General features: G+C 56.0%; 20 protein-coding genes. 13 read left to right on the top strand and 7 right to left on the bottom strand.

Annotated elements, in window-relative coordinates:
- The first annotated feature begins 1 nt into the window (after position 1).
- From murD to mutT, 12 genes are all read left to right on the top strand, one after another.
- Positions 2-1318 carry a UDP-N-acetylmuramoyl-L-alanine--D-glutamate ligase gene (murD, locus tag AFL22_RS07245; protein WP_010253876.1) on the top strand — a complete coding sequence of 439 codons (1317 nt, stop codon included), beginning with the start codon at positions 2-4 and terminating at the stop codon, positions 1316-1318.
- Positions 1318-2532, top strand: coding sequence for a cell division protein FtsW (gene ftsW, locus AFL22_RS07240; RefSeq protein WP_010253879.1), 1215 nt, complete (start codon positions 1318-1320; stop codon positions 2530-2532). The genes murD and ftsW overlap by 1 nt, the downstream gene beginning before the upstream one ends.
- Positions 2529-3587, top strand: coding sequence for an undecaprenyldiphospho-muramoylpentapeptide beta-N-acetylglucosaminyltransferase (murG, locus tag AFL22_RS07235; protein WP_052271112.1), 1059 nt, complete (start codon positions 2529-2531; stop codon positions 3585-3587). Before ftsW ends, murG begins: the two co-directional genes overlap by 4 nt.
- A 70-nt stretch (positions 3588-3657) precedes the next feature.
- Entirely contained in the window at positions 3658-5136 is a 1479-nt protein-coding gene (murC, locus tag AFL22_RS07230; RefSeq protein WP_010253883.1) for a UDP-N-acetylmuramate--L-alanine ligase, read from the top strand.
- Positions 5126-6046 (top strand): D-alanine--D-alanine ligase, encoded by a 921-nt coding sequence (locus AFL22_RS07225; RefSeq protein WP_010253885.1) that lies wholly within the window; start codon positions 5126-5128, stop codon positions 6044-6046. The genes murC and AFL22_RS07225 overlap by 11 nt, the downstream gene beginning before the upstream one ends.
- 1 nt (position 6047) lies before the next feature.
- Complete coding sequence (gene ftsQ / locus AFL22_RS07220; RefSeq protein WP_010253887.1) at positions 6048-6887, top strand: cell division protein FtsQ; 840 nt, start codon at positions 6048-6050, stop codon at positions 6885-6887.
- Complete coding sequence (ftsA, locus tag AFL22_RS07215) at positions 6884-8140, top strand: cell division protein FtsA (RefSeq protein ID WP_010253890.1); 1257 nt, start codon at positions 6884-6886, stop codon at positions 8138-8140. The genes ftsQ and ftsA overlap by 4 nt, the downstream gene beginning before the upstream one ends.
- Positions 8141-8211: 71 nt before the next feature.
- Positions 8212-9366: a cell division protein FtsZ gene (ftsZ, locus tag AFL22_RS07210; protein ID WP_010253892.1), complete on the top strand. Its 1155-nt coding sequence runs from the start codon at positions 8212-8214 to the stop codon at positions 9364-9366.
- Positions 9367-9467: 101 nt separating this feature from the next.
- Positions 9468-10385, top strand: coding sequence for a UDP-3-O-acyl-N-acetylglucosamine deacetylase (gene lpxC / locus AFL22_RS07205; protein ID WP_010253894.1), 918 nt, complete (start codon positions 9468-9470; stop codon positions 10383-10385).
- A gap of 300 nt (positions 10386-10685) precedes the next feature.
- Positions 10686-11192, top strand: coding sequence for a secA translation cis-regulator SecM (gene secM, locus AFL22_RS07200; protein WP_323054595.1), 507 nt, complete (start codon positions 10686-10688; stop codon positions 11190-11192).
- Positions 11193-11266: 74 nt separating this feature from the next.
- On the top strand, positions 11267-13975 hold the full coding sequence (secA, locus tag AFL22_RS07195; protein WP_010671827.1) for a preprotein translocase subunit SecA: 2709 nt from the start codon (positions 11267-11269) through the stop codon (positions 13973-13975).
- Between the two features lie 155 nt (positions 13976-14130).
- Positions 14131-14526, top strand: a complete 396-nt coding sequence (gene mutT / locus AFL22_RS07190; protein ID WP_010253900.1) for an 8-oxo-dGTP diphosphatase MutT — start codon at positions 14131-14133, stop codon at positions 14524-14526.
- Positions 14527-14561: 35 nt separating this feature from the next.
- Here the strand turns inward: mutT and yacG are convergent, their stop codons facing one another.
- From yacG to coaE, 3 genes are read right to left on the bottom strand one after another with little or no spacing between them, the layout of a single operon-like run.
- The gene (yacG, locus tag AFL22_RS07185; RefSeq protein ID WP_010253903.1) at positions 14562-14759 is read right to left on the bottom strand and encodes a DNA gyrase inhibitor YacG; all 198 of its coding nucleotides are present in this window, start codon (positions 14757-14759) and stop codon (positions 14562-14564) included.
- Positions 14760-14767: 8 nt separating this feature from the next.
- Complete coding sequence (zapD, locus tag AFL22_RS07180) at positions 14768-15511, bottom strand: cell division protein ZapD (RefSeq protein WP_033787377.1); 744 nt, start codon at positions 15509-15511, stop codon at positions 14768-14770.
- 4 nt (positions 15512-15515) lie between these two features.
- Positions 15516-16124 (bottom strand): dephospho-CoA kinase, encoded by a 609-nt coding sequence (gene coaE / locus AFL22_RS07175; protein WP_052271111.1) that lies wholly within the window; start codon positions 16122-16124, stop codon positions 15516-15518.
- 234 nt (positions 16125-16358) lie between these two features.
- Between coaE and AFL22_RS07170 the strand changes: the two genes are divergently transcribed.
- The gene (locus tag AFL22_RS07170) at positions 16359-17399 is read left to right on the top strand and encodes a GMP reductase (RefSeq protein ID WP_033780586.1); all 1041 of its coding nucleotides are present in this window, start codon (positions 16359-16361) and stop codon (positions 17397-17399) included.
- 25 nt (positions 17400-17424) lie between these two features.
- Here the strand turns inward: AFL22_RS07170 and hofC are convergent, their stop codons facing one another.
- The 4 genes from hofC to nadC all read right to left on the bottom strand — a co-directional run bounded on the left by hofC (position 17425) and on the right by nadC (position 21515).
- Entirely contained in the window at positions 17425-18624 is a 1200-nt protein-coding gene (gene hofC / locus AFL22_RS07165; RefSeq protein ID WP_052271110.1) for a protein transport protein HofC, read from the bottom strand.
- Complete coding sequence (gspE, locus tag AFL22_RS07160) at positions 18617-20002, bottom strand: type II secretion system protein GspE (protein ID WP_033787374.1); 1386 nt, start codon at positions 20000-20002, stop codon at positions 18617-18619. The genes hofC and gspE overlap by 8 nt, the downstream gene beginning before the upstream one ends.
- Positions 19989-20444, bottom strand: coding sequence for a prepilin peptidase-dependent pilin (gene ppdD, locus AFL22_RS07155; RefSeq protein WP_052271109.1), 456 nt, complete (start codon positions 20442-20444; stop codon positions 19989-19991). The genes gspE and ppdD overlap by 14 nt, the downstream gene beginning before the upstream one ends.
- A 174-nt stretch (positions 20445-20618) precedes the next feature.
- Positions 20619-21515, bottom strand: a complete 897-nt coding sequence (gene nadC / locus AFL22_RS07150; RefSeq protein ID WP_052271108.1) for a carboxylating nicotinate-nucleotide diphosphorylase — start codon at positions 21513-21515, stop codon at positions 20619-20621.
- Between the last annotated feature and the right edge of the window lie 149 nt (positions 21516-21664).

Raw genomic sequence — 21664 nt, 5'->3', positions numbered from 1 at the left:
CATGGCTGACTATCGGGGTAGAAAAGTCGTCATCATCGGGCTGGGCCTCACCGGGCTCTCCTGTGTTGATTTCTTTTTAGCGCAGGGCGTAACGCCTCGCGTGATGGACACCCGTGTCTCGCCGCCGGGGCTGGATAAATTGCCCGGGCAGGTTGAACGCCATCTGGGCGGCATCAACGGTGACTGGCTGCTGGCGGCCGATCTGATTGTTGCCAGCCCTGGCGTCGCGCTGGCGCATCCGATTCTCAGCGAAGCCGTCGAAGCCGGCATCGAAATTGTCGGTGACATTGAGCTCTTTTGCCGCGAGGCGCAGGCGCCGATCGTGGCGATCACCGGCTCCAACGGTAAAAGCACGGTGACTACGCTGGTGGGTGAAATGGCGAAAGCCGCAGGCTGGCAGGTGGGCGTCGGCGGCAATATTGGTCTGCCCGCGCTGAGTCTGCTGCAGTCACCGGCGCAACTCTATGTACTGGAACTCTCCAGTTTTCAGCTGGAGACCACGCACAGTCTGAAAGCCGCGGCGGCAACCATACTTAACGTCAGCGAAGATCATATGGATCGCTATCCGCTAGGTATGCAGCAGTATCGCGCCGCTAAGCTGCGGGTCTATGAAAATGCACAGGTCTGCATCGTTAATGCCGATGATGCCCTGACGATGCCGGTACGCGGCGCGGACACCCGCTGCGTCAGCTTTGGTGTCGATTTCGGGGACTACCACCTTAACAAGCAGCAGGGCAGTATCTGGTTGCGGGTGAAAGGCGAGAAGGTCCTGAACACGGCCGAAATGAAGATGGTGGGACAGCACAACTACACCAATGCGCTGGCTGCGCTGGCGCTGGCCGATGCGGTGGGTCTGCCACGCGCCTCCAGTCTGGCCGCCTTAACGCACTTTAACGGTCTGGCGCATCGCTTCCAGCTGGTCCATGAGCATCAGGGCGTGCGCTGGATCAATGACTCCAAAGCCACCAACGTCGGCAGCACCGAAGCAGCGCTGAATGGCCTGCAGGTGAAGGGAACGCTGTGGCTGCTGATGGGCGGTGATGGCAAGTCGGCCGACTTTACGCCGCTGATCCCCTGGCTGCAGGGCGACAATGTGCGCCTTTACTGCTTTGGTCGCGATGGCGATGCGCTGGCGGCGCTGCGTCCTGAAATCGCCGTGCGCACTGAAACCATGCGCCAGGCGATGGAGCAGATTGCGCCGCAGGTTAAAGCAGGCGATATGGTTCTGCTGTCGCCAGCCTGTGCCAGCCTTGACCAGTTCCGAAACTTTGAGCAGCGCGGTGAGCAGTTCGCGCAACTGGCGAAGGAGCTGAGCTGATGCGTATTCCTGGTGCCGGACTGGCGGGATATTTCTCAGGACGCCTGAAAGACTGGGTCATGGGCGCACGCGAAAGTGATGACTCTTCGCTGGTGCTCTATGACCGCACACTGCTATGGCTGACGCTGGGCCTGGCGGTGATTGGTTTCGTGATGGTGACGTCGGCTTCAATGCCGGTGGGTCAGCGTCTGAATGACGATCTCTTTTATTTTGCCAAGCGCGATGCTTTCTACATCGTGCTGGCTGTATGTATGGCGCTGGTCACGCTGCGGGTGCCGATGGATTTCTGGCAGCGCTACAGCAACGTGATGCTGATGGTCACGGTCGCGATGCTGCTGATTGTTCTGGTGGTCGGTAGCTCGGTTAACGGTGCATCGCGCTGGATCGCGCTGGGTCCGCTGCGTATTCAGCCTGCAGAGCTGTCGAAGCTCTCTCTGTTCTGCTATCTCGCCAGTTATCTGGTGCGCAAAGTGGAAGAGGTGCGTAACAACTTCTGGGGCTTCTGTAAGCCGATGGGCGTGATGGTGGTGCTGGCCGTGTTACTGCTGGCGCAGCCGGATCTCGGTACGGTGGTTGTGCTGTTTGTGACGACCCTGGCGATGCTGTTCCTGGCGGGGGCCAAACTGTGGCAGTTTCTGGCAATCATCGGTTCCGGCATCTTTGCGGTGATCCTGCTGATCATTGCAGAACCCTACCGTATGCGCCGTGTGACCTCGTTCTGGAACCCGTGGGAAGATCCCTTTGGTAGTGGCTACCAGCTGACCCAGTCACTGATGGCATTTGGTCGCGGGGAATTCTGGGGCCAGGGGCTCGGTAACTCCGTGCAAAAGCTGGAATATCTGCCCGAAGCGCATACCGACTTTATTTTCGCCATCATCGGGGAAGAACTCGGCTACGTCGGTGTGGTAATGGCACTTTTAATGGTATTCTTCGTCGCTTTTCGTGCGATGTCGATTGGCCGTCGTGCTCTGGAACTGGATCAGCGTTTTTCCGGCTTTTTAGCCTGTTCAATCGGAGTCTGGTTTAGCTTCCAGGCGCTGGTTAACGTCGGTGCAGCAGCCGGTATGTTACCGACCAAAGGTCTGACCTTACCGCTGATCAGTTACGGTGGGTCAAGTCTGATCATTATGTCGACTGCCATCGTCTTTTTATTACGCATAGATTATGAAACGCGCCTGGCGAAAGCGCAGGCGTTTACCCGAGGTGGTCGATGAGCGGTAAGCGATTGATGGTGATGGCAGGCGGAACCGGCGGACATGTCTTTCCCGGTCTGGCTGTCGCCCATCATCTGATGGAACAGGGCTGGCAGGTCCGCTGGTTAGGCACTGCCGACCGTATGGAAGCCGATCTGGTGCCAAAGCACGGCATCGACATCGACTTCATCCGCATCAGCGGATTACGTGGTAAAGGCATGAAGGCGTTGCTGCTGGCACCGCTGCGCATCTTTAATGCATGGCGTCAGGCCCGTCGCATCATGAAAGCCTGGCAGCCGGATGTCGTGCTGGGCATGGGTGGCTACGTTTCCGGTCCTGGCGGCTTAGCGGCCTGGAGCTGCGGTATTCCGGTGGTGCTGCATGAGCAGAACGGCATTGCCGGGCTGACCAACAAATGGCTGGCGAAAATCGCCACGAAAGTATTGCAGGCGTTCCCGGGCGCGTTTCCCGCCGCCGATGTGGTGGGAAATCCGGTTCGCACTGATGTACTGGCATTGCCTTTACCCGCGCAACGTCTCGCGAATCGTCATGGCCCGATACGGGTGCTGGTGATCGGTGGCAGTCAGGGTGCGCGGATACTGAACCAGACGCTGCCGCAGGTTGCCGCGCTGGTGGGTGATGAGATCACCCTGTGGCATCAGACCGGTAAAGGGTCGTTGCCCGAAACAGAGAAAGCTTATCAGCAGGTCGGGCAGACGCAGCACAAGGTGACCGAGTTTATTGATGACATGGCTGCCGCCTACGCCTGGGCTGATGTGGTGGTGTGCCGCTCCGGCGCGTTAACCGTGAGCGAAGTCGCTGCCGCTGGCTTACCGGCGATTTTCGTGCCATTTCAGCACAAAGATCGCCAGCAGTACTGGAACGCGCTGCCGCTGGAGAAAGCGGGCGCCGCCAGAATTTTTGAGCAGCCGCAATTTACTGCGGAGGCTGTAGCGGATCAGCTACGCCACTGGGATCGCGAAACACTGCTGACGATGGCTGAGCAGGCCCGTCAGGTGGCGATCCCCGATGCGACTGAACGGGTCGCTCAGGAAGTGGCTCGCGCCGCAAAGTAATCATTCCGGTCAGCGTGTCTGACCTGTACCCGGACTGGGTACAAACTGAAATAGCAGGTAACTGAGAGCGATGAATACACAACAATTGGCAAAACTGCGTTCTATCGTGCCCGAGATGCGTCGCGTCCGGCACATCCACTTTGTCGGCATCGGCGGTGCTGGCATGGGCGGTATTGCCGAAGTGTTAGCAAATGAAGGCTACCATATCAGCGGTTCAGATCTGGCCCCTAACCCGGTGACGCAGAACCTGATTGCGCTGGGTGCCACCATTTATTTTAACCATCGCCCCGAAAACGTGACCGATGCCAGCGTCGTGGTGGTTTCCAGCGCCGTTTCGCAGGATAACCCAGAACTGGTGGCGGCACGTGAACAGCGTATCCCGGTGATCCGTCGCGCGGAGATGCTGGCTGAGCTGATGCGTTTTCGTCACGGCATCGCCGTTGCGGGTACCCATGGCAAAACGACCACCACGGCGATGGTGTCGAGTATTTATGCGGAAGCGGGTCTCGATCCGACTTTTGTTAACGGCGGACTGGTCAAAGCAGCAGGCACCCATGCCCGTCTGGGTCACAGCCGGTATCTGATTGCTGAAGCGGATGAGAGTGATGCGTCGTTCCTGCATCTGCAACCGATGGTGGCGATTGTGACCAACATCGAAGCTGACCATATGGACACCTATCAGGGCGATTTTGAGAACCTGAAGCAGACGTTTATTAACTTCCTGCACAACCTGCCGTTTTACGGTCGTGCGGTGATGTGTGTGGATGATGCGGTTATTCGTGATCTGATCCCACGCGTGGGACGCCATATCACCACGTACGGTTTCAGTGATGATGCTGACCTGCGCATTGAAAATTATGAACAGAGTGGCGCGCAGGGGCATTTCACCTTGATCCGTCAGGATAAAGCACCGCTGCAGATTACGCTGAACGCGCCGGGTCGCCACAACGCCCTGAATGCGGCAGCCGCCGTCGCCGTCGCCAGTGAAGAGGGCATTGAAGACAATGCTATCCTGGCTGCGCTGGAGAGTTTCCAGGGCACGGGCCGTCGCTTTGATCTGCTGGGTGAATTCCCGACAGAGCCGGTCAACGGACAGCCGGGCACCGCGATGCTGGTTGATGATTACGGTCATCATCCCACCGAAGTGGACGCGACAATTAAAGCCGCGCGTGCAGGCTGGCCGGATAAAAAACTGGTGATGGTGTTTCAGCCGCACCGTTACAGCCGTACCCGCGATCTGTTTGATGATTTCGCCAACGTACTGTCGCATGTGGATGTGTTGCTGATGCTGGATGTTTACTCTGCCGGTGAAACCGCTATTCCGGGTGCTGACAGCCGTTCGCTGTGCCGTGCGATTCGTAATCGCGGCAAGGTGGATCCGATTCTGGTGCCGGAACATGACGCGCTGCCAGAGATGCTGGCACCGCTGCTGTCAGGCAATGACCTGATTCTGGTGCAGGGAGCCGGTAACGTCGGCAAGGTTGCCCGCAAGCTGGCTGACACTAAGCTCCAGCCGGAACGCAAAGCGGAGGATCGTCATGGCGGATAAAGTTGCAGTATTAATGGGTGGCACCTCGGCAGAGCGCGAGGTTTCGCTGAACTCAGGTCAGGCCGTCCTCGCCGGATTACGGGAAATGGGCATTGATGCGCATGGCATCGATACCCGTGATGTCTCTGTGCTGACGCTGAAAGAGCAGGGCTTTACCAAAGCCTTTATCGCACTGCATGGCCGGGGCGGCGAAGATGGCACGCTGCAGGCGGTGCTGGAGTTCCTGCAACTGCCGTACACCGGCAGCGGCGTGATGGCATCGGCCGTGACTATGGATAAGCTGCGCACCAAGCTGCTGTGGCAGGGACGTGGTTTACCGTCAGGAAAGTTTGTCTGGCTGACGCGTCAGCAGTTTGATGCCGGTCTGGACGCAGAAAACAACGCGGCAATTGCGGCACTTGGCCTGCCGTTGTTCGTCAAGCCAGCCTGTGAAGGCTCCAGCGTGGGCATCAGTCGGGTTAACGATCTGAGCGCGCTGCCGGCGGCACTGGACATGGCGTTTAAGCATGACAATGACGTGCTGGTCGAAGCGTTTCTCAGTGGCGCGGAGTACACCGTCGCGATTGTGGGCGATCGTATTCTGCCCTCGATTGAAATAAAGAGCGCCAGCGAGTTCTATGACTATGAAGCTAAATACATTTCTGACGATACTCAGTACGTCTGTCCGGCCGATTTAAGCGCTGAACGTGAAGCGGAATTACAACAGCTGGTACTGGCGGCCTGGCGTGCGCTGGGATGTCGCGGCTGGGGACGGGTTGATGTGATGACCGACGGGGAAGGGCGCTTTCAGTTACTGGAAGCCAATACCTCACCGGGCATGACCAGCCACAGTCTGGTACCAATGGCAGCGAAACAGGCGGGCATGAGCTTCCCGCAGCTGGTTGCCCATATTCTGGAGCTGGCCGACTGATATGTCACAGGCGGCGATGAGAGTTCGAAACCGTGAACCGCAGGAGCGTATTCGCACCGGGCGCAGTAACGGTGCCCGACTGTTCGGCATTATTTTTCTGCTGATCGTCATCGGGATTATGGTTGCTGGCGGGCTGGTGGTACTGAAGTGGATGAACGATGCGTCCCGGCTGCCATTGTCAAAACTGGTGGTGACAGGACAGACGCACTACACCACACACGATGATATTCGTCAGGCGATTTTGTCGCTGGGTCCGCCTGGTACGTTTATGTCTCAGGACGTGGACATCCTGCAGCAGCAGATTGAGCGGCTGCCCTGGATTAAGCAGGTCAGCGTACGTAAGCAGTGGCCGGACGAACTGAAGATCCACCTTGTGGAGTACACACCGGTGGCGCGCTGGAACGATTTGCACATGGTGGATGCTGAGGGTGTCTCCTTCAGCGTACCCGCCAGTCATGTCGGCAAAGAGACAATGCCGATGTTATACGGGCCGGAAGGGAGTGAGAAAGAGGTCCTGGCGGGCTATCACAGCATGGATGATGTGCTGAAAGCCCGGAAGTTTACTCTGAAGGTGGCGTCGATGACGGCGCGGCGTTCATGGCAGCTGGTCACCAGCGACGATGTTCGTATCGAACTGGGCCGCAGCGACACCATGAAACGACTGAATCGCTTTATTGAGCTCTACCCGGTGCTGCAACAGCAAGGTCAGAACGAGAGCAAACGTATCAGCTACGTGGATTTACGATACGACTCTGGCGCTTCTGTTGGCTGGACACCGATCGTGATGGAGCCACAGGACAGTAATCAGCAACAGAACCAGGCACAGGCTAAACAACAATGATCAAGGCAACGGACAGAAAACTGGTAGTTGGACTCGAAATCGGCACTGCGAAGGTTGCCGCCCTGGTTGGGGAAGTTCTGCCCGATGGTATGGTCAACATTATTGGGGTGGGCAGCTGCCCTTCCCGCGGTATGGATAAAGGTGGCGTAAACGACCTTGAGTCGGTGGTGAAATGCGTTCAGCGCGCCATCGATCAGGCTGAGCTGATGGCAGATTGCCAGATCTCCTCCGTCTACCTTGCTTTATCGGGCAAACATATTAGTTGTCAGAACGAAATCGGGATGGTTCCGATTTCCGAAGAGGAAGTGACTCAGGATGATGTAGAGAACGTCGTACATACCGCCAAATCGGTGAGAGTACGTGACGAGCATCGCATCCTGCACGTCATTCCTCAGGAATACGCCATCGACTATCAGGAAGGGATTAAAAATCCGGTCGGGCTTTCCGGCGTGCGTATGCAGGCGAAAGTGCATCTGATCACCTGCCACAACGATATGGCGAAGAACATCGTTAAAGCCGTTGAGCGTTGCGGGCTGAAAGTGGATCAGCTGATTTTTGCCGGTCTCGCCTCCAGTTTTGCCGTTCTGACTGAAGACGAACGTGAGCTGGGCGTGTGTGTTGTCGATATTGGTGGCGGTACAATGGACATAGCCGTATATACCGGCGGCGCTTTACGGCACACTAAGGTTATTCCGTATGCAGGCAACGTCGTTACCAGCGACATCGCCTATGCGTTTGGCACACCACCAACGGATGCTGAGGCGATCAAAGTGCGCCATGGTTGCGCGCTGGGCTCGATTGTCGGCAAAGATGAGAACGTTGAGGTGCCGAGTGTGGGCGGACGTCCACCACGTAGCCTGCAACGTCAGACGCTGGCTGAAGTGATTGAGCCGCGTTACACCGAACTTTTGAATCTGGTCAATGACGAGATTCTGCAGTTACAGGAACAACTGCGTCAGCAGGGCGTGAAGCATCACTTAGCCGCAGGCATTGTCCTGACCGGTGGTGCAGCGCAAATCGAAGGACTGGCGGCCTGTGCGCAACGCGTATTCCATACGCAGGTGCGTATCGGACAGCCGCTGAATATTACCGGCCTGACTGACTATGCGCAGGAATCGTACTACTCCACTGCCGTGGGACTGTTGCATTACGGCAAAGAGTCGCACATGAACGGTGATGCAGAGACCGAAAAACGGGTCTCAGTAGGTAACTGGTTCAAGCGTATTAACAGTTGGTTAAAAAAAGAGTTTTAATTTTTGTGAAAGGGGATCATGCTGTTTTCTTTAGTGATCTCCAGGCGACAGGCACATAACGGAGAGAAATCATGTTTGAACCTATGGAATTAACCAACGACGCGGTGATTAAAGTCATCGGCGTCGGTGGCGGCGGCGGTAACGCCGTAGAGCACATGGTACGCGAGCGTATCGAAGGTGTGGAATTCTTTGCTGTGAATACCGACGCGCAAGCGCTGCGTAAAACAGCTGTCGGCCAGACCATTCAGATCGGTAATAACATTACCAAAGGTCTGGGTGCGGGTGCGAACCCGGAAGTGGGCCGTAACTCTGCAGAAGAAGATCGCGAAGCACTGCGTTCTGCGCTGGAAGGGGCAGACATGGTCTTCATCGCAGCAGGTATGGGCGGCGGTACCGGTACCGGTGCAGCGCCTGTCGTGGCTGAAGTGGCTAAGGAACTGGGTATCCTGACGGTGGCGGTTGTCACCAAGCCGTTCAACTTCGAAGGCAAAAAGCGCATGGCGTTTGCCGAGCAGGGGATCGCCGAACTCTCTAAGCATGTCGATTCACTGATCACCATTCCAAACGACAAGCTGCTGAAAGTGCTGGGCCGTGGTATCTCTCTGCTGGATGCGTTTGGTGCAGCTAATGACGTGCTGAAAGGCGCCGTTCAGGGTATCGCTGAGCTGATTACCCGTCCTGGCCTGATGAACGTCGACTTTGCTGACGTGCGTACCGTCATGTCCGAAATGGGCTATGCGATGATGGGTTCAGGCGTCGCGTGCGGTGAAGATCGTGCGGAAGAAGCGGCTGAAATGGCGATCTCCAGCCCACTGCTGGAAGATATCGACCTTTCTGGTGCGCGTGGCGTGCTGGTCAACATTACGGCGGGCTTCGACCTGCGTCTGGATGAGTTCGAGACCGTGGGTAACACTATCCGCGCCTTCGCCTCTGACAACGCGACCGTCGTGATCGGTACTTCACTGGATCCGGAAATGAATGACGAACTGCGCGTCACCGTGGTGGCAACCGGTATCGGCATGGACAAGCGTCCTGAAATCACCCTGGTAACCAACAAGCCAGCCAGTCAGCCAGTGATGGATCATCGCTATCAGCAGCACGGTATGTCACCGCTGCCGCAGGAGCAGAAACCTGCTGCCAAAGTCGTTAACGACCAGGCTGCGCAGTCGAACAAAGAGCCCGATTATCTTGATATTCCGGCCTTTTTACGTAAGCAGGCCGATTAGGATTAACCCTATAATTGGGATTCTCCGCTCTTTGTGCTAAAGTCTCTGTCCGCTGGTAAAGTATACTGGCGGTCGGACAGGTGATATTGCGAGATAATACGATGATCAAACAAAGGACATTAAAACGTATTGTTCAGGCGACTGGTGTCGGTTTACATACCGGCAAAAAAGTCACCCTGACATTACGCCCTGCGTCGGCTAATACCGGGGTCATCTATCGTCGCACCGACTTGAATCCACCGGTAGATTTTCCGGCTGATGCAAAATACGTGCGCGACACCATGCTGAGTACCTGCCTGGTGAATGATGAAGGCGTGCGTATTTCAACGGTTGAACACCTCAATGCCGCCCTGGCGGGTCTGGGTATCGACAACATTATTGTTGAAGTCGATGCGCCAGAAATCCCGATCATGGATGGCAGCGCAGCACCGTTTATCTATCTGCTGATGGATGCGGGCATCGAGCAGCTCAACAGCGCGAAGAAATTTGTGCGTGTTAAGCAGACCGTGCGTGTGGAAGAGGGTGACAAATGGGCCGAGATCAAACCGTTTAACGGCTTCTCGCTCGATTTCACCATCGACTTCAAACACCCGGCTATCGATTCCAGCTCACAGCGTTATGCGATGAACTTCTCTGCTGACGCCTTTGTTCGTCAAATCAGCCGGGCGCGTACATTTGGCTTTATGCGTGAAATCGAATATCTGCAGTCTAAAGGCCTGTGCCTGGGCGGTAGCTTAGATTGTGCGATAGGTCTGGATGATTTCCGCGTACTGAATGAAGAAGGCCTGCGTTTTGAGGACGAGTTTGTCCGTCACAAAATGCTGGACGCGATTGGCGACTTGTTTATGTGTGGTCACAACATCATTGGCGCATTCACTGCGTTCAAATCGGGCCACGCGCTGAACAACAAGCTGCTGCAAGCGGTTCTGGCTAAGCAGGAAGCCTGGGAATGGGCAACCTTCGAAGACGAAGCTGAACTGCCGCTGGCATTCAAAGCACCGAATCTGGTTCTGGCTTAATTACCCCGGAACGTGAAACGGCTGGTTATGCTGACACCCTCTCCGGTCAGCGGCGCCAGCCGTTTTTTATTGCCTCTTATCACACGCCTGATGACTGCGACCTCGCTCGCAAAGCGTTGTCTGTTCTGCTGATTTGCTGAACAATCACACGCGTTTTCTCTCGCCATCACTTTAATCCCAGGTGTGGATGCCCCACATTAATGATACTATCTGTGGCGCTTTTACAGGCCGAAATCCGTTGCGGCTCGCGGCGGGTACCAGAAAACAAGAGCGCAACAGAGCATGCGCGATGGAAAGGTTGTGATCGGGATTCTTCTGCGCTGGCGACAATTAGGTAGACGCTACTTCTGGCCTCATCTCCTGTTAGGGATGGTAGCGGCCAGCTTTGGCCTGCCAGCCTGTGCGCAAAGCTCCGAACTCAACGCGTCGTCTGAATCTCCGGCCAGCAGTCTCTTTCTTGGCAATGCCACACGCTTTGATCACCTGATCCGGCTGCAGGAAGCATCCCGACGCCCGAGCTTCAGCGTGGATTACTGGCATCAGCACGCCATCCGTACCGTTATTCGTCATCTCTCTTTCACGCTGGCGCCCCAGGCGCAGGCGGAGCAACAGACATTACCGCTGGCGGCACAAAAGCTGGCGCTGATCGACTCACTGCATAGTTTACTGACATCACATTCTGCGCTGCACACTGCACCGCAGCAGATCTCTACGCCGCCTCTTTTCACGGCCGTTACCCGTTCATGGGTAGAGTGGCATGCCAGCGTGCATGGCATTCGCGCCGGACCTGCCCGATTGTTCTGCTAATATTTTTGGTTTTATTCACTCTGTTAAGATTTCGCAGTCCGGAATGCTCCGGCTGAATTGAGAATATATTTACTATGTTAAGCAAAATTTTAACCAAGGTTTTTGGTAGCAGTAACGATCGTACCCTGCGTCGTATGCGTAAAGTGGTGGATGTCATCAATAAGATGGAGCCCGATTTTGAGAAGCTCTCTGATGATGAACTGAAAGCGAAAACTGATCTGTTCCGCGAACGCCTGAAAAAAGGTGAATCGCTGGAAAGCCTGATCCCGGAAGCGTTCGCAACCGTGCGTGAAGCGAGTAAACGCGTGTTCGGGATGCGTCACTTCGACGTGCAGCTGATCGGCGGTATGGTGCTGAACGATCGCTGCATTGCTGAGATGCGAACCGGTGAAGGTAAAACGCTGACCGCAACGCTGCCAGCCTACCTGAATGCGCTGTCCGGCAAAGGCGTTCACGTGGTTACCGTCAATGACTATCTGGCACAGCGTGATGCGGAAAATAACCGTCCGCTGTTTGAGTTCCTGGGTTTAACCATTGGTATCAACATGTCGGGCTTGCCGGCGGTGGCAAAGCGTGAAGCTTACGCAGCAGACATCACCTACGGCACCAACAACGAATATGGCTTCGACTACCTGCGCGACAACATGGCTTTCAGCCCGGAAGAGCGTGTGCAGCGTAAACTGCACTATGCGCTGGTGGATGAGGTCGACTCCATCCTGATCGATGAAGCGCGTACGCCGCTGATCATCTCTGGTCCGGCAGAAGACAGTTCTGAGCTTTACACCAAAGTGAACAAGATCATCCCTCATCTGGTGCGCCAGGATAAAGAAGATACCGAAACCCATCAGGGTGAAGGCGACTTCTGGGTCGATGAAAAAGCGCGTCAGGCTCACATGTCTGAGCGCGGTCTGGTCAAAGTGGAAGAGCTGCTGGTCAGCGAGGGCATCATGGAAGCGGGCGAGTCACTCTACTCTCCGACCAACATCATGCTGATGCACCACGTCACTGCGGCGCTGCGTGCGCACGCACTCTTTACCCGCGATGTGGATTACATCGTGAAAGATGGTGAAGTGGTGATTGTTGATGAACACACCGGCCGTACCATGCAGGGTCGTCGCTGGTCTGATGGTCTGCATCAGGCGATTGAAGCGAAAGAAGGCGTTGAGATCCAGAACGAGAACCAGACGCTGGCCTCTATCACCTTCCAGAACTACTTCCGTATTTACGAGAAGCTGGCCGGTATGACCGGTACCGCTGATACCGAAGCATTTGAATTCAGCTCCATTTATAAGCTCGACACCATTGTCGTGCCGACCAACCGTCCGATGGTGCGTAAAGATCTGGCTGACCTGGTCTACATGACCGAGAAAGAGAAGATCGATGCCATTATCGAAGATATACGTGAGCGCACCGCCAATGGTCAGCCGGTGCTGGTGGGAACCATCTCGATTGAGAAATCAGAAGTGGTCTCTAACGAACTGACCCGTGCCGGTATCAAACATAACGTTCTGAACGCCAAATTCCACGCCCGCGAAGCGGATATCGTGGCGCAGGCCGGTCAGCCGGGTGCGGTCACTATCGCCACCAACATGGCCGGACGTGGTACAGATATTATGCTGGGCGGCAGCTGGCACGCTGAAGTGGCCGAACTGGAAGAGCCAACTGAAGCGCAAATCGAAGAGATTAAAGCGGCATGGCAGATTCGTCATGATGCGGTTCTGGCATCAGGTGGTTTACACATCGTCGGTACTGAGCGTCACGAATCGCGTCGTATCGACAACCAGCTGCGTGGTCGTGCAGGTCGTCAGGGTGACGCCGGTTCTTCTCGCTTCTACCTGTCGATGGAAGATGCGCTGATGCGTATTTTTGCCTCAGACCGCGTCTCGAATATGATGCGTAAACTGGGCATGAAGCCAGGCGAAGCGATTGAGCATCCGTGGGTCACCAAAGCGATTGCCAATGCCCAGCGCAAAGTTGAAAGCCGTAACTTCGATATTCGTAAGCAGCTGCTGGAATATGATGATGTGGCTAATGACCAGCGTCGCGCGATCTACAGTCAGCGTAATGAGCTGCTGGATGTGTCTGACGTTAGCGAAACCATCAACAGTATTCGCCACGACGTCTACAAAGTCACCATCGATACTTACATTCCGCCGCAGTCGCTGGAGGAGATGTGGGACGTGCCAGGCCTGGAAGAGCGTCTGCGCACTGACTTCGATCTGAACCTGCCGATTGCAGAGTGGCTGGATAAAGAGCCCGATCTGCATGAAGAAGTGCTGCGTGAGCGCATCATGACCCATGCTATGGAAAGCTACGCTGAGAAAGAAGAGATCGTTGGCGCAGAGATGATGCGCAACTTCGAAAAAGGCGTGATGCTTCAGACGCTGGATTCGCTGTGGAAAGAGCATCTGGCCGCGATGGACTATCTGCGTCAGGGCATCCATCTGCGCGGCTATGCGCAGAAAGATCCGAAGCAGGAGTACAAGCGTGAATCCTTCGCCATGTTTGCTGCGATGCTTGAATCACTGAAATATGAAGTGATCAGTACACTGAGCAAAGTCCAGGTGCGCATGCCAGAAGAAGTTGAAGCGATGGAGCAACAACGTCGCGAAGAAGCTGAACGTCTGGCACAGCAACAGCAGCTGAGCCATGTTGAAGAGGATCTGCTGGCAGCCGCAGAGCCTGTGGCGGAGCAGAGTGGCGAACGCAAAGTCGGCCGCAACGATCCCTGCCCATGTGGTTCCGGTAAAAAGTACAAGCAGTGTCATGGCCGCATCGCCTGAGACTGAATGCTAATAAAAAAGGAGCCGCTGGCTCCTTTTTTTAATGGTCTCTGCCACCCAGGCAACAGCGACTCCGCTGAGCTAAAGCGGTTAACATCCGCTACGGCATGCTCTAAAATCAGGCTTCATTCACCCATTACTACCGGATAGTCTTCATGAAGCACCTGCAGGTTGCAGTTGGCATCATTCGCAATGCCAGTAAACAAATTTTCCTTGCCCAGCGCGCGGCGACCTCTTACATGGCGAACAAGTGGGAGTTTCCTGGCGGTAAGATTGAAGCGGGCGAAAGCGCCGAACAGGGTTTGATAAGGGAACTTCAGGAAGAGACCGGGATTGAGGTCACCGAGGCACGCCCGATTGGTCATGCAGACCACAGCTATGACGATCTGCGAGTGACGCTGCATTTCTTTCTGGTTGAAGGGTGGAAAGGAGAGCCGTGGGGCAAAGAGGGTCAGCCGCAGCGTTGGGTTGATCAGCATGCGCTGGTCGCGGAGGAGTTTCCGCCCGCGAATCATCAGCTGATTGCGCGTCTGATCGCCGGCGAACTCTGAGCGGATGGGGCAGCGCGCCCCATCCGGTTCGGCTGTCAGCGATCTTCTTCACTCCAGTTGTCACTGTCGTTCATATCGTCGCGGCTGGGAATGCGTTTCTCTTCTGCGGCCCACTCACCTAAATCAATGAGCTGGCAGCGCTTACTGCAAAAGGGGCGCCACGGGCTGAGTTCATCCCAGATCACATCTTTGCCGCACTGCGGACAGGCAACGGTCATCACTTCTTGCTGCATTTTTACCTCTAACAACAGGCCAGTTGAAAATTAAGGCGGGCCGGAACTTCACCACGCTCACTATCAAGCGGCATAAAACGAATGGCGTAGCGGCTTTTATGTCCGGACACCTGTGGATAGAGCGCATCCTCCAGCGACAACTGCAGTCGCAGCAGATCGGCGCCTTCGGCATTATCCTGATAAAAACCATTAAGGCTGGTCTGCACATGAAACGCGCCGGACTGGCGGATCAAATCCAGTACCATCGCCAGCGCATGATACAGTGGCTCCAGCGTCTGCATCCAGGCTTCGACCTGCGCATCGCGTGCTTCCTGTGGCAGATGGAGCCAGATGTGCAGGCCCGGCAAATCAAAGCTGCAGCATCCACCAGGGATGCTCAGGCGCTGCCGCACCAGGGCAATCAGACGGTCCTCGCGGAGTTGCTGGCCCATACGTGGGGCATTCATTAACTGCGTCGACTGAATTTTGAGTTTATCGCGCAGGGCATTAACCAGCGTCATATCAACACCTGGCACATCAGCCCATGCACGTAACTTTTGCTGCTGACGCTCCAGCTCTTTTAACAATTCAGTACGCATATCGCCCCGCTCAAAAATATCGAGCAGCTCGCTAATCAGGCGAAAAAAGGTCAGCGCATTAACGGTTTTATCCAGTGGGACAATTTCATCTAACTGATTGATCAAAAACTCAACCCGTAACCAGGTTCGCATTTTTTCATTCAGTGGGTGTTCAAACAGAACGGGTGTGCTCATGGTATTAATCCTGTTTCGTTGCCGCCAACCTGAGATAGCGCTGATGGAGTTCGGCAACCTGCGGCAAGGCGTCATCGGGCTCGCCACTGTTATCAATAATGTCATCGGCACAGGCGAGGCGCTGCTGGCGCGTCGCCTGTGCGGCAAGAATGCGTTTCGCCTGCGCGACGGAAAGATGATCACGCTGCCGGGTGCGCGCTAACTGCGTTGCCTCATCAACATCCACCACCAGTACCCGATCAGCCTGGTGCTGTAACTGATTTTCCACCAGTAGCGGCACCACCCAGAGCACATAAGGTGTGGTGGCTTCGGCGATCAATTGACGCGTCCGGGCATTGATCAGTGGATGCAGCAGCGCGTTTAACCAGTTTTTCTCTTCCGGCTGCTGAAAAATAATGTCGCGAAGCCGGCTACGATCAAGCTTCCCCTCATCAGTGACTATCGACGTGCCATAGCGCGCCTGAATGGCCTGCAAAGCGGGTGTGCCGGGTTCGACAACTTCACGTGCTATCAGGTCAGCATCAATAATTTCCACGCCAGACGCTGCGAATGCCTGGGCAATCGTACTTTTACCACTGCCGATCCCCCCTGTAAGCGCGACGATATAGGGCATGTTTCTCACCTGACTTCTCTTTTCGACAGGGCTTCAGGGTAATGATCTGTATAAAAAACGCAAAAATGCGCGTCAGATCACACCGATAAACCACAATTAAATTTAACGGATTGTAGCGTAAATAAAGTGAAATTCGCAGTCTTGTCGCGCAGCGAGAGGCGCGTATCATAACGTCACTGGAGCTGTGCTTACTTCGTGAACGACGATTCATTGCCACTTACCAGGACACTGTTTATGCGTATTGAAGAAGATTTAAAACTGGGCTTTAAAGATGTCTTAATCCGCCCCAAACGCTCCACGCTGCAAAGTCGCTCACAGGTTGAGCTGGAACGCAGCTTTACCTTCAGACATTCGGGCCTGAGCTGGAGCGGCGTACCGATTATCGCCGCCAACATGGATACCGTCGGCACATTTTCAATGGCTGAGGCGCTGGCCAGCTTCAATATCCTTACAGCAGTCCATAAGCATTACAGCGTAGATGAGTGGCGCGCGTTTATTCAGCGCATCCCCGCGACGGTATTGAAACATGTGATGGTTTCAACCGGCACCTCGGAGGCCGATCTCAATAAACTGGTCGCGATTATGGCGCTGTCAGACGATCTGCAGTTTATCTGCATCGACGTGGCCAACGGTTACTCTCAGCATTTTGTTGATTTTCTGCAGCGCGCCCGTGAAACCTTCCCGGCTAAAACCATCTGTGCCGGTAACGTGGTAACGGGCGAAATGGTGGAAGAGCTGATTCTCTCTGGCGCGGATATCGTTAAAGTCGGCATTGGCCCGGGTTCGGTCTGTACAACCCGGGTGAAAACCGGCGTGGGCTATCCGCAGCTTTCCGCTGTCATTGAATGTGCCGATGCGGCGCATGGCTTAAGCGGACAGATTGTCAGTGATGGCGGCTGTTCAGTGCCTGGCGATATTGCGAAAGCGTTTGGCGGCGGTGCCGACTTCGTGATGCTGGGTGGCATGCTGGCGGCACATGATGAGTGTGAAGGGCAGGTGGTCGAAGAGAATGGCGAAAGCTTTATGCTGTTTTACGGCATGAGTTCCGAATCGGCGATGAAGCGTCACGTTGGCGGTGTGGCGCAATATCGCGCAGCAGAAGGTAAAACGGTGAAGCTGCCATTACGTGGCCCGGTTGCTGACACCGCGCGCGATATCCTGGGTGGACTGCGTTCCGCCTGCACCTACGTGGGCGCGGAGCGGCTGAAAGAGCTGACCAAGCGCACCACTTTTATTCGGGTTAATGAGCAGGAAAACCGCGTTTTCAACCGATAGTTATCCGGGGCGCAGCCTGCGCCCCTTAATGCATCGCATCACCCAGCCCGAACACCGGCAGATACATCGCAATCACCAGCGTGCCAACAATGCCGCCAATCACCACCATCATCATCGGTTCCAGCGAAGCAGCCAGTGTGTCAGCGCGCTCACGGGTTTCTGCCTCATGCCATTCCGCCAGACGAGCCAGCATTAAATCCAGCGCGCCCGCCTCTTCGCCGACGCGAACCAGCTGACCGCATAATGGTGTGAACAGCGGATGATGCATCAGCGCCTGATGCAGAGGATTCCCCTGAGCAATGTGCTGCTGCAGTCCGGCCATTGCTTCCCGCCATAGTAATGATGAGAGCGTCACTTCAACGGCTGCCAGTCCCTGTAGCAAAGTTAACCCGGCGCGCTGTGTCAGATTCAGAATGGTATAGATCTGCGTCAGCTGCGTGCCACGCCATAACCCGGAAAGCAGCGGGATGCGCAGGAAAATGGCCTGTTCACGGCGCTGCCAGCCCGCAGAGCGTCGTCGTAACTGATGCCAGGCTGCCAGCATCAGCGATACGCCGATGGCTAACACCGTTCCCCACTCCTGAAGCGCGGCAGATAACTGCATTACCGCTGCCGTAAAGGCGGGCAGGGGGGCATCAAAGGAGTCATAGACGGCAACGAACTCTGGCAGAACGAACAGCAGCATGCCGCAGGTGACCGCAATCGCCACCAGCAGAATGAACAGAGGATAGCGCAGCGCCTTCGCCACCTGATGCCATAACTGCTGCTGCCGGATCTGCTGCCGGGCCAGTTCACTGCAGCAGGTATCCAGCTGACCGGTCAGTTCACCCACCTCCATCAGGGCCGGATAGAGCGCCGGAAAAATCTGCGGCCATTCGCGTAAAGCCTGAGAAAAAGGGGCGCCGCTGAGTACCCGATGATGCAGGACAAGCATCAGAGCATGCCAGCCTGCATGCGGATGGCCCTCAGCCAGCAAAGCCAGACTCTCTGCCAGCGGCAGTCCCGCTTTGAGCAGGGTTGCCAACTGACGAATCAGATCGGTTTTGTGCTGCCACTTCCACTCCCTCTGACGCCACACTTTTTCTCGCTTCCAGCTCACCGGCAGAAGATCGCGCTGCGCCAGCATCAGCAGCAGGTTATCACTGTCGATAGCCAGTAGCTGGCCACTGACTAACTGGCCCTGGCTATCGACCGCCTGCCAGCGAAATAAAGACGCATCAGCCATCGTCCAGCCCAATCACCCGTTGCATCTCTTCCAGCGAGGTATCGCCCCGGCTTACTGCCTCCAGGCCAGAAACCAGCAGGGTGCGTAATCCCTGCTGTTTCGCCAGGCTGAGCAAATTCTCCAGCGGCATTTCGGCGGCGATCGCATTTTGCAGCCTGGCATTGATCGGCAGCAGTTCAAACAGCGCCAGCCGGCCAAAATAGCCGGAAAAACAGTGGTCGCAGCCGGGAGCTCGCCAGGTTTGCAAGGTACCGGGCCAGAGTTCCGCAGGATAGTGCGCCACCGCCTGAGCGGGCTGACGGCAGTGGGGACAGAGGCGTCGAACCAGGCGCTGAGCAACAATCAGTTTCAGCGCCGACCCCAGAAGATAACCGGGAATACCCATCTGTCGCAGCCGGGTCAGGGTCTCGGCGGTGGAGTTGGTGTGCAGCGTCGACAGCACCAGATGCCCGGTCTGTGCCGCTTTAACCGCAATCTCCGCCGTTTCAGCATCGCGGATCTCTCCTACCATGATCACGTCCGGATCCTGTCTCAGCAGCGCCCGCAGCACGCGGTTAAAATCGAGGCCGTTTTTAGCATGGATCTGCGTCTGGTTAATGCCGGGCAGCGGGATCTCAATTGGATCTTCAACGCTGCACAGATTTTTTTCCGGGGTATTCAGGGCACTGAGTCCGCTATAGAGCGTAAACGTCTTGCCGCTGCCGGTAGGCCCGGTGACCAGAATCAGCCCCTGCGGCTGCGCCAGCGCGGCGCAGAACAGGCGCAACTGCGCGGCGGGTAAGCCGAGCTTATCCAGCGACAGCGCCGCGCTTTCACTCTGCAACAGCCGGACCACCGCTTTCTCACCACCGTAGATGGGTAAGGTCGCCAGGCGAAAAGAGGCAGGTTTACCGGCGATCTCCAGACTGAACTGACCATCCTGCGGTAACCGGCGTTCGGCGATATCCAGTCCGCCGAGGATCTTCAGTCGCGCCAGCAGCGCAGCAGGCTGGGTGGCGGGCAGGGAAGATAGAGGGTGCAATACACCATCGATACGCAGACGCACACGCAGGCCATCACGGCCGGGTTCGATATGGACATCAGAGGCGCGACGCTCCAGCGCCTGACGCAGGATCAGCTGTGTCGCTTCGATCGCTGATTCTGCTGGTGCCTCTTCGCGCGCCACCAGCGGTGTGTCAGCGTGCTGAAGCTGGTCGAGCCGGGCCTGCGGCCAGCATTCAATTTCAATCTGACACTGGCTGGCAAAATGGAGGGCTTCAGCCAGCCCTGGCGGCACGCTCTCCGCGACGGCAACACGCAGCTGGCTGGCATCATGGTGCAAAACCAGGGCGCGATAGCGCTGACATAATGCCGCGATCGCCTCATCAGGCTTGCTCATCGCTGGCTCCTTTATCCGCAAAGCGGAACTGCTGCAGGCAATTGTCACGCAGGCTATTGTTGCTGCTGGTACAGCTGCGTTGCCAGCTGATGCCGCCCTCGGTGCTGTCCCAGAGAGGCAGCATTTCAACGCTCAGCCCATTCAGGCTCTCCTGGCCGGTCAGCGTAATGACCCCGTTGGTCACGCTCAGTGCTGAGACATAGCGCGATCCCCTGGCAGCAGGAATACCCGCTTCTCCGGCCTGGCACTGCGTCGGGCCGCCGCGCTCCATGGCGCAAAGCTCAACAGCGGTTTTATAGGGCACCATGGTTTGCAGCATGTCAGTAAGGGCAGCACGCTGCAGATAATTTTGATAAGCGGGCAGGCCGATGGCAATTAAGATTGCCACAATACCCACCACAATCATCAGTTCAACCAGCGTAAATCCACGTTGATAATTCATCACATCGTCTCCGTATTAAGAAGGCGACAGGTTAAAAATCGGGGGCAGTAAAAGACAGGCAGAGATGGGCAAACTGGAAAGCGTGATGTGAACAGATTTCAGACTTACAGCGCAGTCGAAACTGCGCCGGAAGCAGGGTCGCAAAATCGCCGTGTTGAGTGACGGCGAGGCAGGCTATTTTTGTTTAAAGCGCATCGAGAGATCCAGCGCCCGCACATGTTTGGTTAGCGCGCCAACCGAAACATAGTCCACGCCGGTCAGGGCGATCTGTGGCAGGGTAGTTTCGGTGACGTTACCGGAGACCTCCAGCAACGCCCGACCCTGATTAAGTTCGACGGCGGCACGCATCGCTTCCAGGCTGAAGTTATCCAGCATCACGATATCGGCTTCCGCTTCCAGCGCCTGACGTAACTCCTCCAGCGATTCCACCTCAACTTCAACCGGCACATCGGGCTGCAACCATTGCGCTCTTTCCACTGCCTGCCGAATCGAACCGCTGGCAATAATATGGTTCTCTTTGATGAGATAAGCGTCAGAGAGGCCCAGCCGATGGTTGCTGCCACCGCCGCACAACACGGCATATTTCAGCGCAGTCCGCAGTCCGGGCAGGGTTTTACGCGTGTCCAGCAGTTGCGTCTGGCTTCCCGCCAGCAGCGCGACATAGCGGCTGACTTCGGTAGCAACGCCTGAGAGCGTCTGCACAAAATTAAGCGCCGTTCGCTCGGCGGTAAGCAGCAGCCGGGCAGGCCCCTCGATTTCAAACAGCAGCTGGTCAGCCTCGATCTGATCACCATCTTCGACATGCCAGATCAGGGTCGCGTGTGAGCCGAGCTGAATGAACACCTCTTCAACCCAGCGTTTACCACAGAAAACACCGGCTTCGCGGGTGATGACCTGCGCATCGGCCTGGGTATCGGCGGGTAACAGCTGCGCGGTGATATCGCGGTCAGCGTCGATCTTGCCTCCGAGATCCTCTTTTAACGCCAGCGCAACACTATCCGGAATGTCACTTTCAATGCGTTTAATCAGCGCCTGACGACGGCTGTCGGGATCATAACCACGGGATGACATAGGCGTTTTACTCCTGAAAGGGGAATGACAGAGGCGGTCACAATAGCCTGAACCGCCATTCGGTTCCAGCAACAGATAGCATTTTGTTTAGTATCCTTAACACGCAGTGCGTGAATGTCATCAGACCGGCACACTAAGAAGCAAGAATC

Source organism: Pantoea sp. CFSAN033090, assembly GCF_001264395.1.
Classification (GTDB): Bacteria; Pseudomonadota; Gammaproteobacteria; order Enterobacterales; family Enterobacteriaceae; genus Pantoea; species Pantoea agglomerans.
This window is presented reverse-complemented; position numbering and strand designations above follow the sequence as displayed.

What these genes read in the sequence shown, in the direction of transcription:
- murD (WP_010253876.1), top strand. Translation starts at nt 2, where the DNA reads ATGGCTGACTATCGGGGTAGAAAAGTCGTCATCATCGGGCTGGGCCTC.
- ftsW (WP_010253879.1), top strand. Translation starts at nt 1,318, where the DNA reads ATGCGTATTCCTGGTGCCGGACTGGCGGGATATTTCTCAGGACGCCTG.
- murG (WP_052271112.1), top strand. Translation starts at nt 2,529, where the DNA reads ATGAGCGGTAAGCGATTGATGGTGATGGCAGGCGGAACCGGCGGACAT.
- murC (WP_010253883.1), top strand. Translation starts at nt 3,658, where the DNA reads ATGAATACACAACAATTGGCAAAACTGCGTTCTATCGTGCCCGAGATG.
- AFL22_RS07225 (WP_010253885.1), top strand. Translation starts at nt 5,126, where the DNA reads ATGGCGGATAAAGTTGCAGTATTAATGGGTGGCACCTCGGCAGAGCGC.
- ftsQ (WP_010253887.1), top strand. Translation starts at nt 6,048, where the DNA reads ATGTCACAGGCGGCGATGAGAGTTCGAAACCGTGAACCGCAGGAGCGT.
- ftsA (WP_010253890.1), top strand. Translation starts at nt 6,884, where the DNA reads ATGATCAAGGCAACGGACAGAAAACTGGTAGTTGGACTCGAAATCGGC.
- ftsZ (WP_010253892.1), top strand. Translation starts at nt 8,212, where the DNA reads ATGTTTGAACCTATGGAATTAACCAACGACGCGGTGATTAAAGTCATC.
- lpxC (WP_010253894.1), top strand. Translation starts at nt 9,468, where the DNA reads ATGATCAAACAAAGGACATTAAAACGTATTGTTCAGGCGACTGGTGTC.
- secA (WP_010671827.1), top strand. Translation starts at nt 11,267, where the DNA reads ATGTTAAGCAAAATTTTAACCAAGGTTTTTGGTAGCAGTAACGATCGT.
- mutT (WP_010253900.1), top strand. Translation starts at nt 14,131, where the DNA reads ATGAAGCACCTGCAGGTTGCAGTTGGCATCATTCGCAATGCCAGTAAA.
- yacG (WP_010253903.1), bottom strand. Translation starts at nt 14,759, where the DNA reads ATGCAGCAAGAAGTGATGACCGTTGCCTGTCCGCAGTGCGGCAAAGAT.
- zapD (WP_033787377.1), bottom strand. Translation starts at nt 15,511, where the DNA reads ATGAGCACACCCGTTCTGTTTGAACACCCACTGAATGAAAAAATGCGA.
- coaE (WP_052271111.1), bottom strand. Translation starts at nt 16,124, where the DNA reads ATGCCCTATATCGTCGCGCTTACAGGGGGGATCGGCAGTGGTAAAAGT.
- AFL22_RS07170 (WP_033780586.1), top strand. Translation starts at nt 16,359, where the DNA reads ATGCGTATTGAAGAAGATTTAAAACTGGGCTTTAAAGATGTCTTAATC.
- hofC (WP_052271110.1), bottom strand. Translation starts at nt 18,624, where the DNA reads ATGGCTGATGCGTCTTTATTTCGCTGGCAGGCGGTCGATAGCCAGGGC.
- gspE (WP_033787374.1), bottom strand. Translation starts at nt 20,002, where the DNA reads ATGAGCAAGCCTGATGAGGCGATCGCGGCATTATGTCAGCGCTATCGC.
- ppdD (WP_052271109.1), bottom strand. Translation starts at nt 20,444, where the DNA reads ATGAATTATCAACGTGGATTTACGCTGGTTGAACTGATGATTGTGGTG.
- nadC (WP_052271108.1), bottom strand. Translation starts at nt 21,515, where the DNA reads ATGTCATCCCGTGGTTATGATCCCGACAGCCGTCGTCAGGCGCTGATT.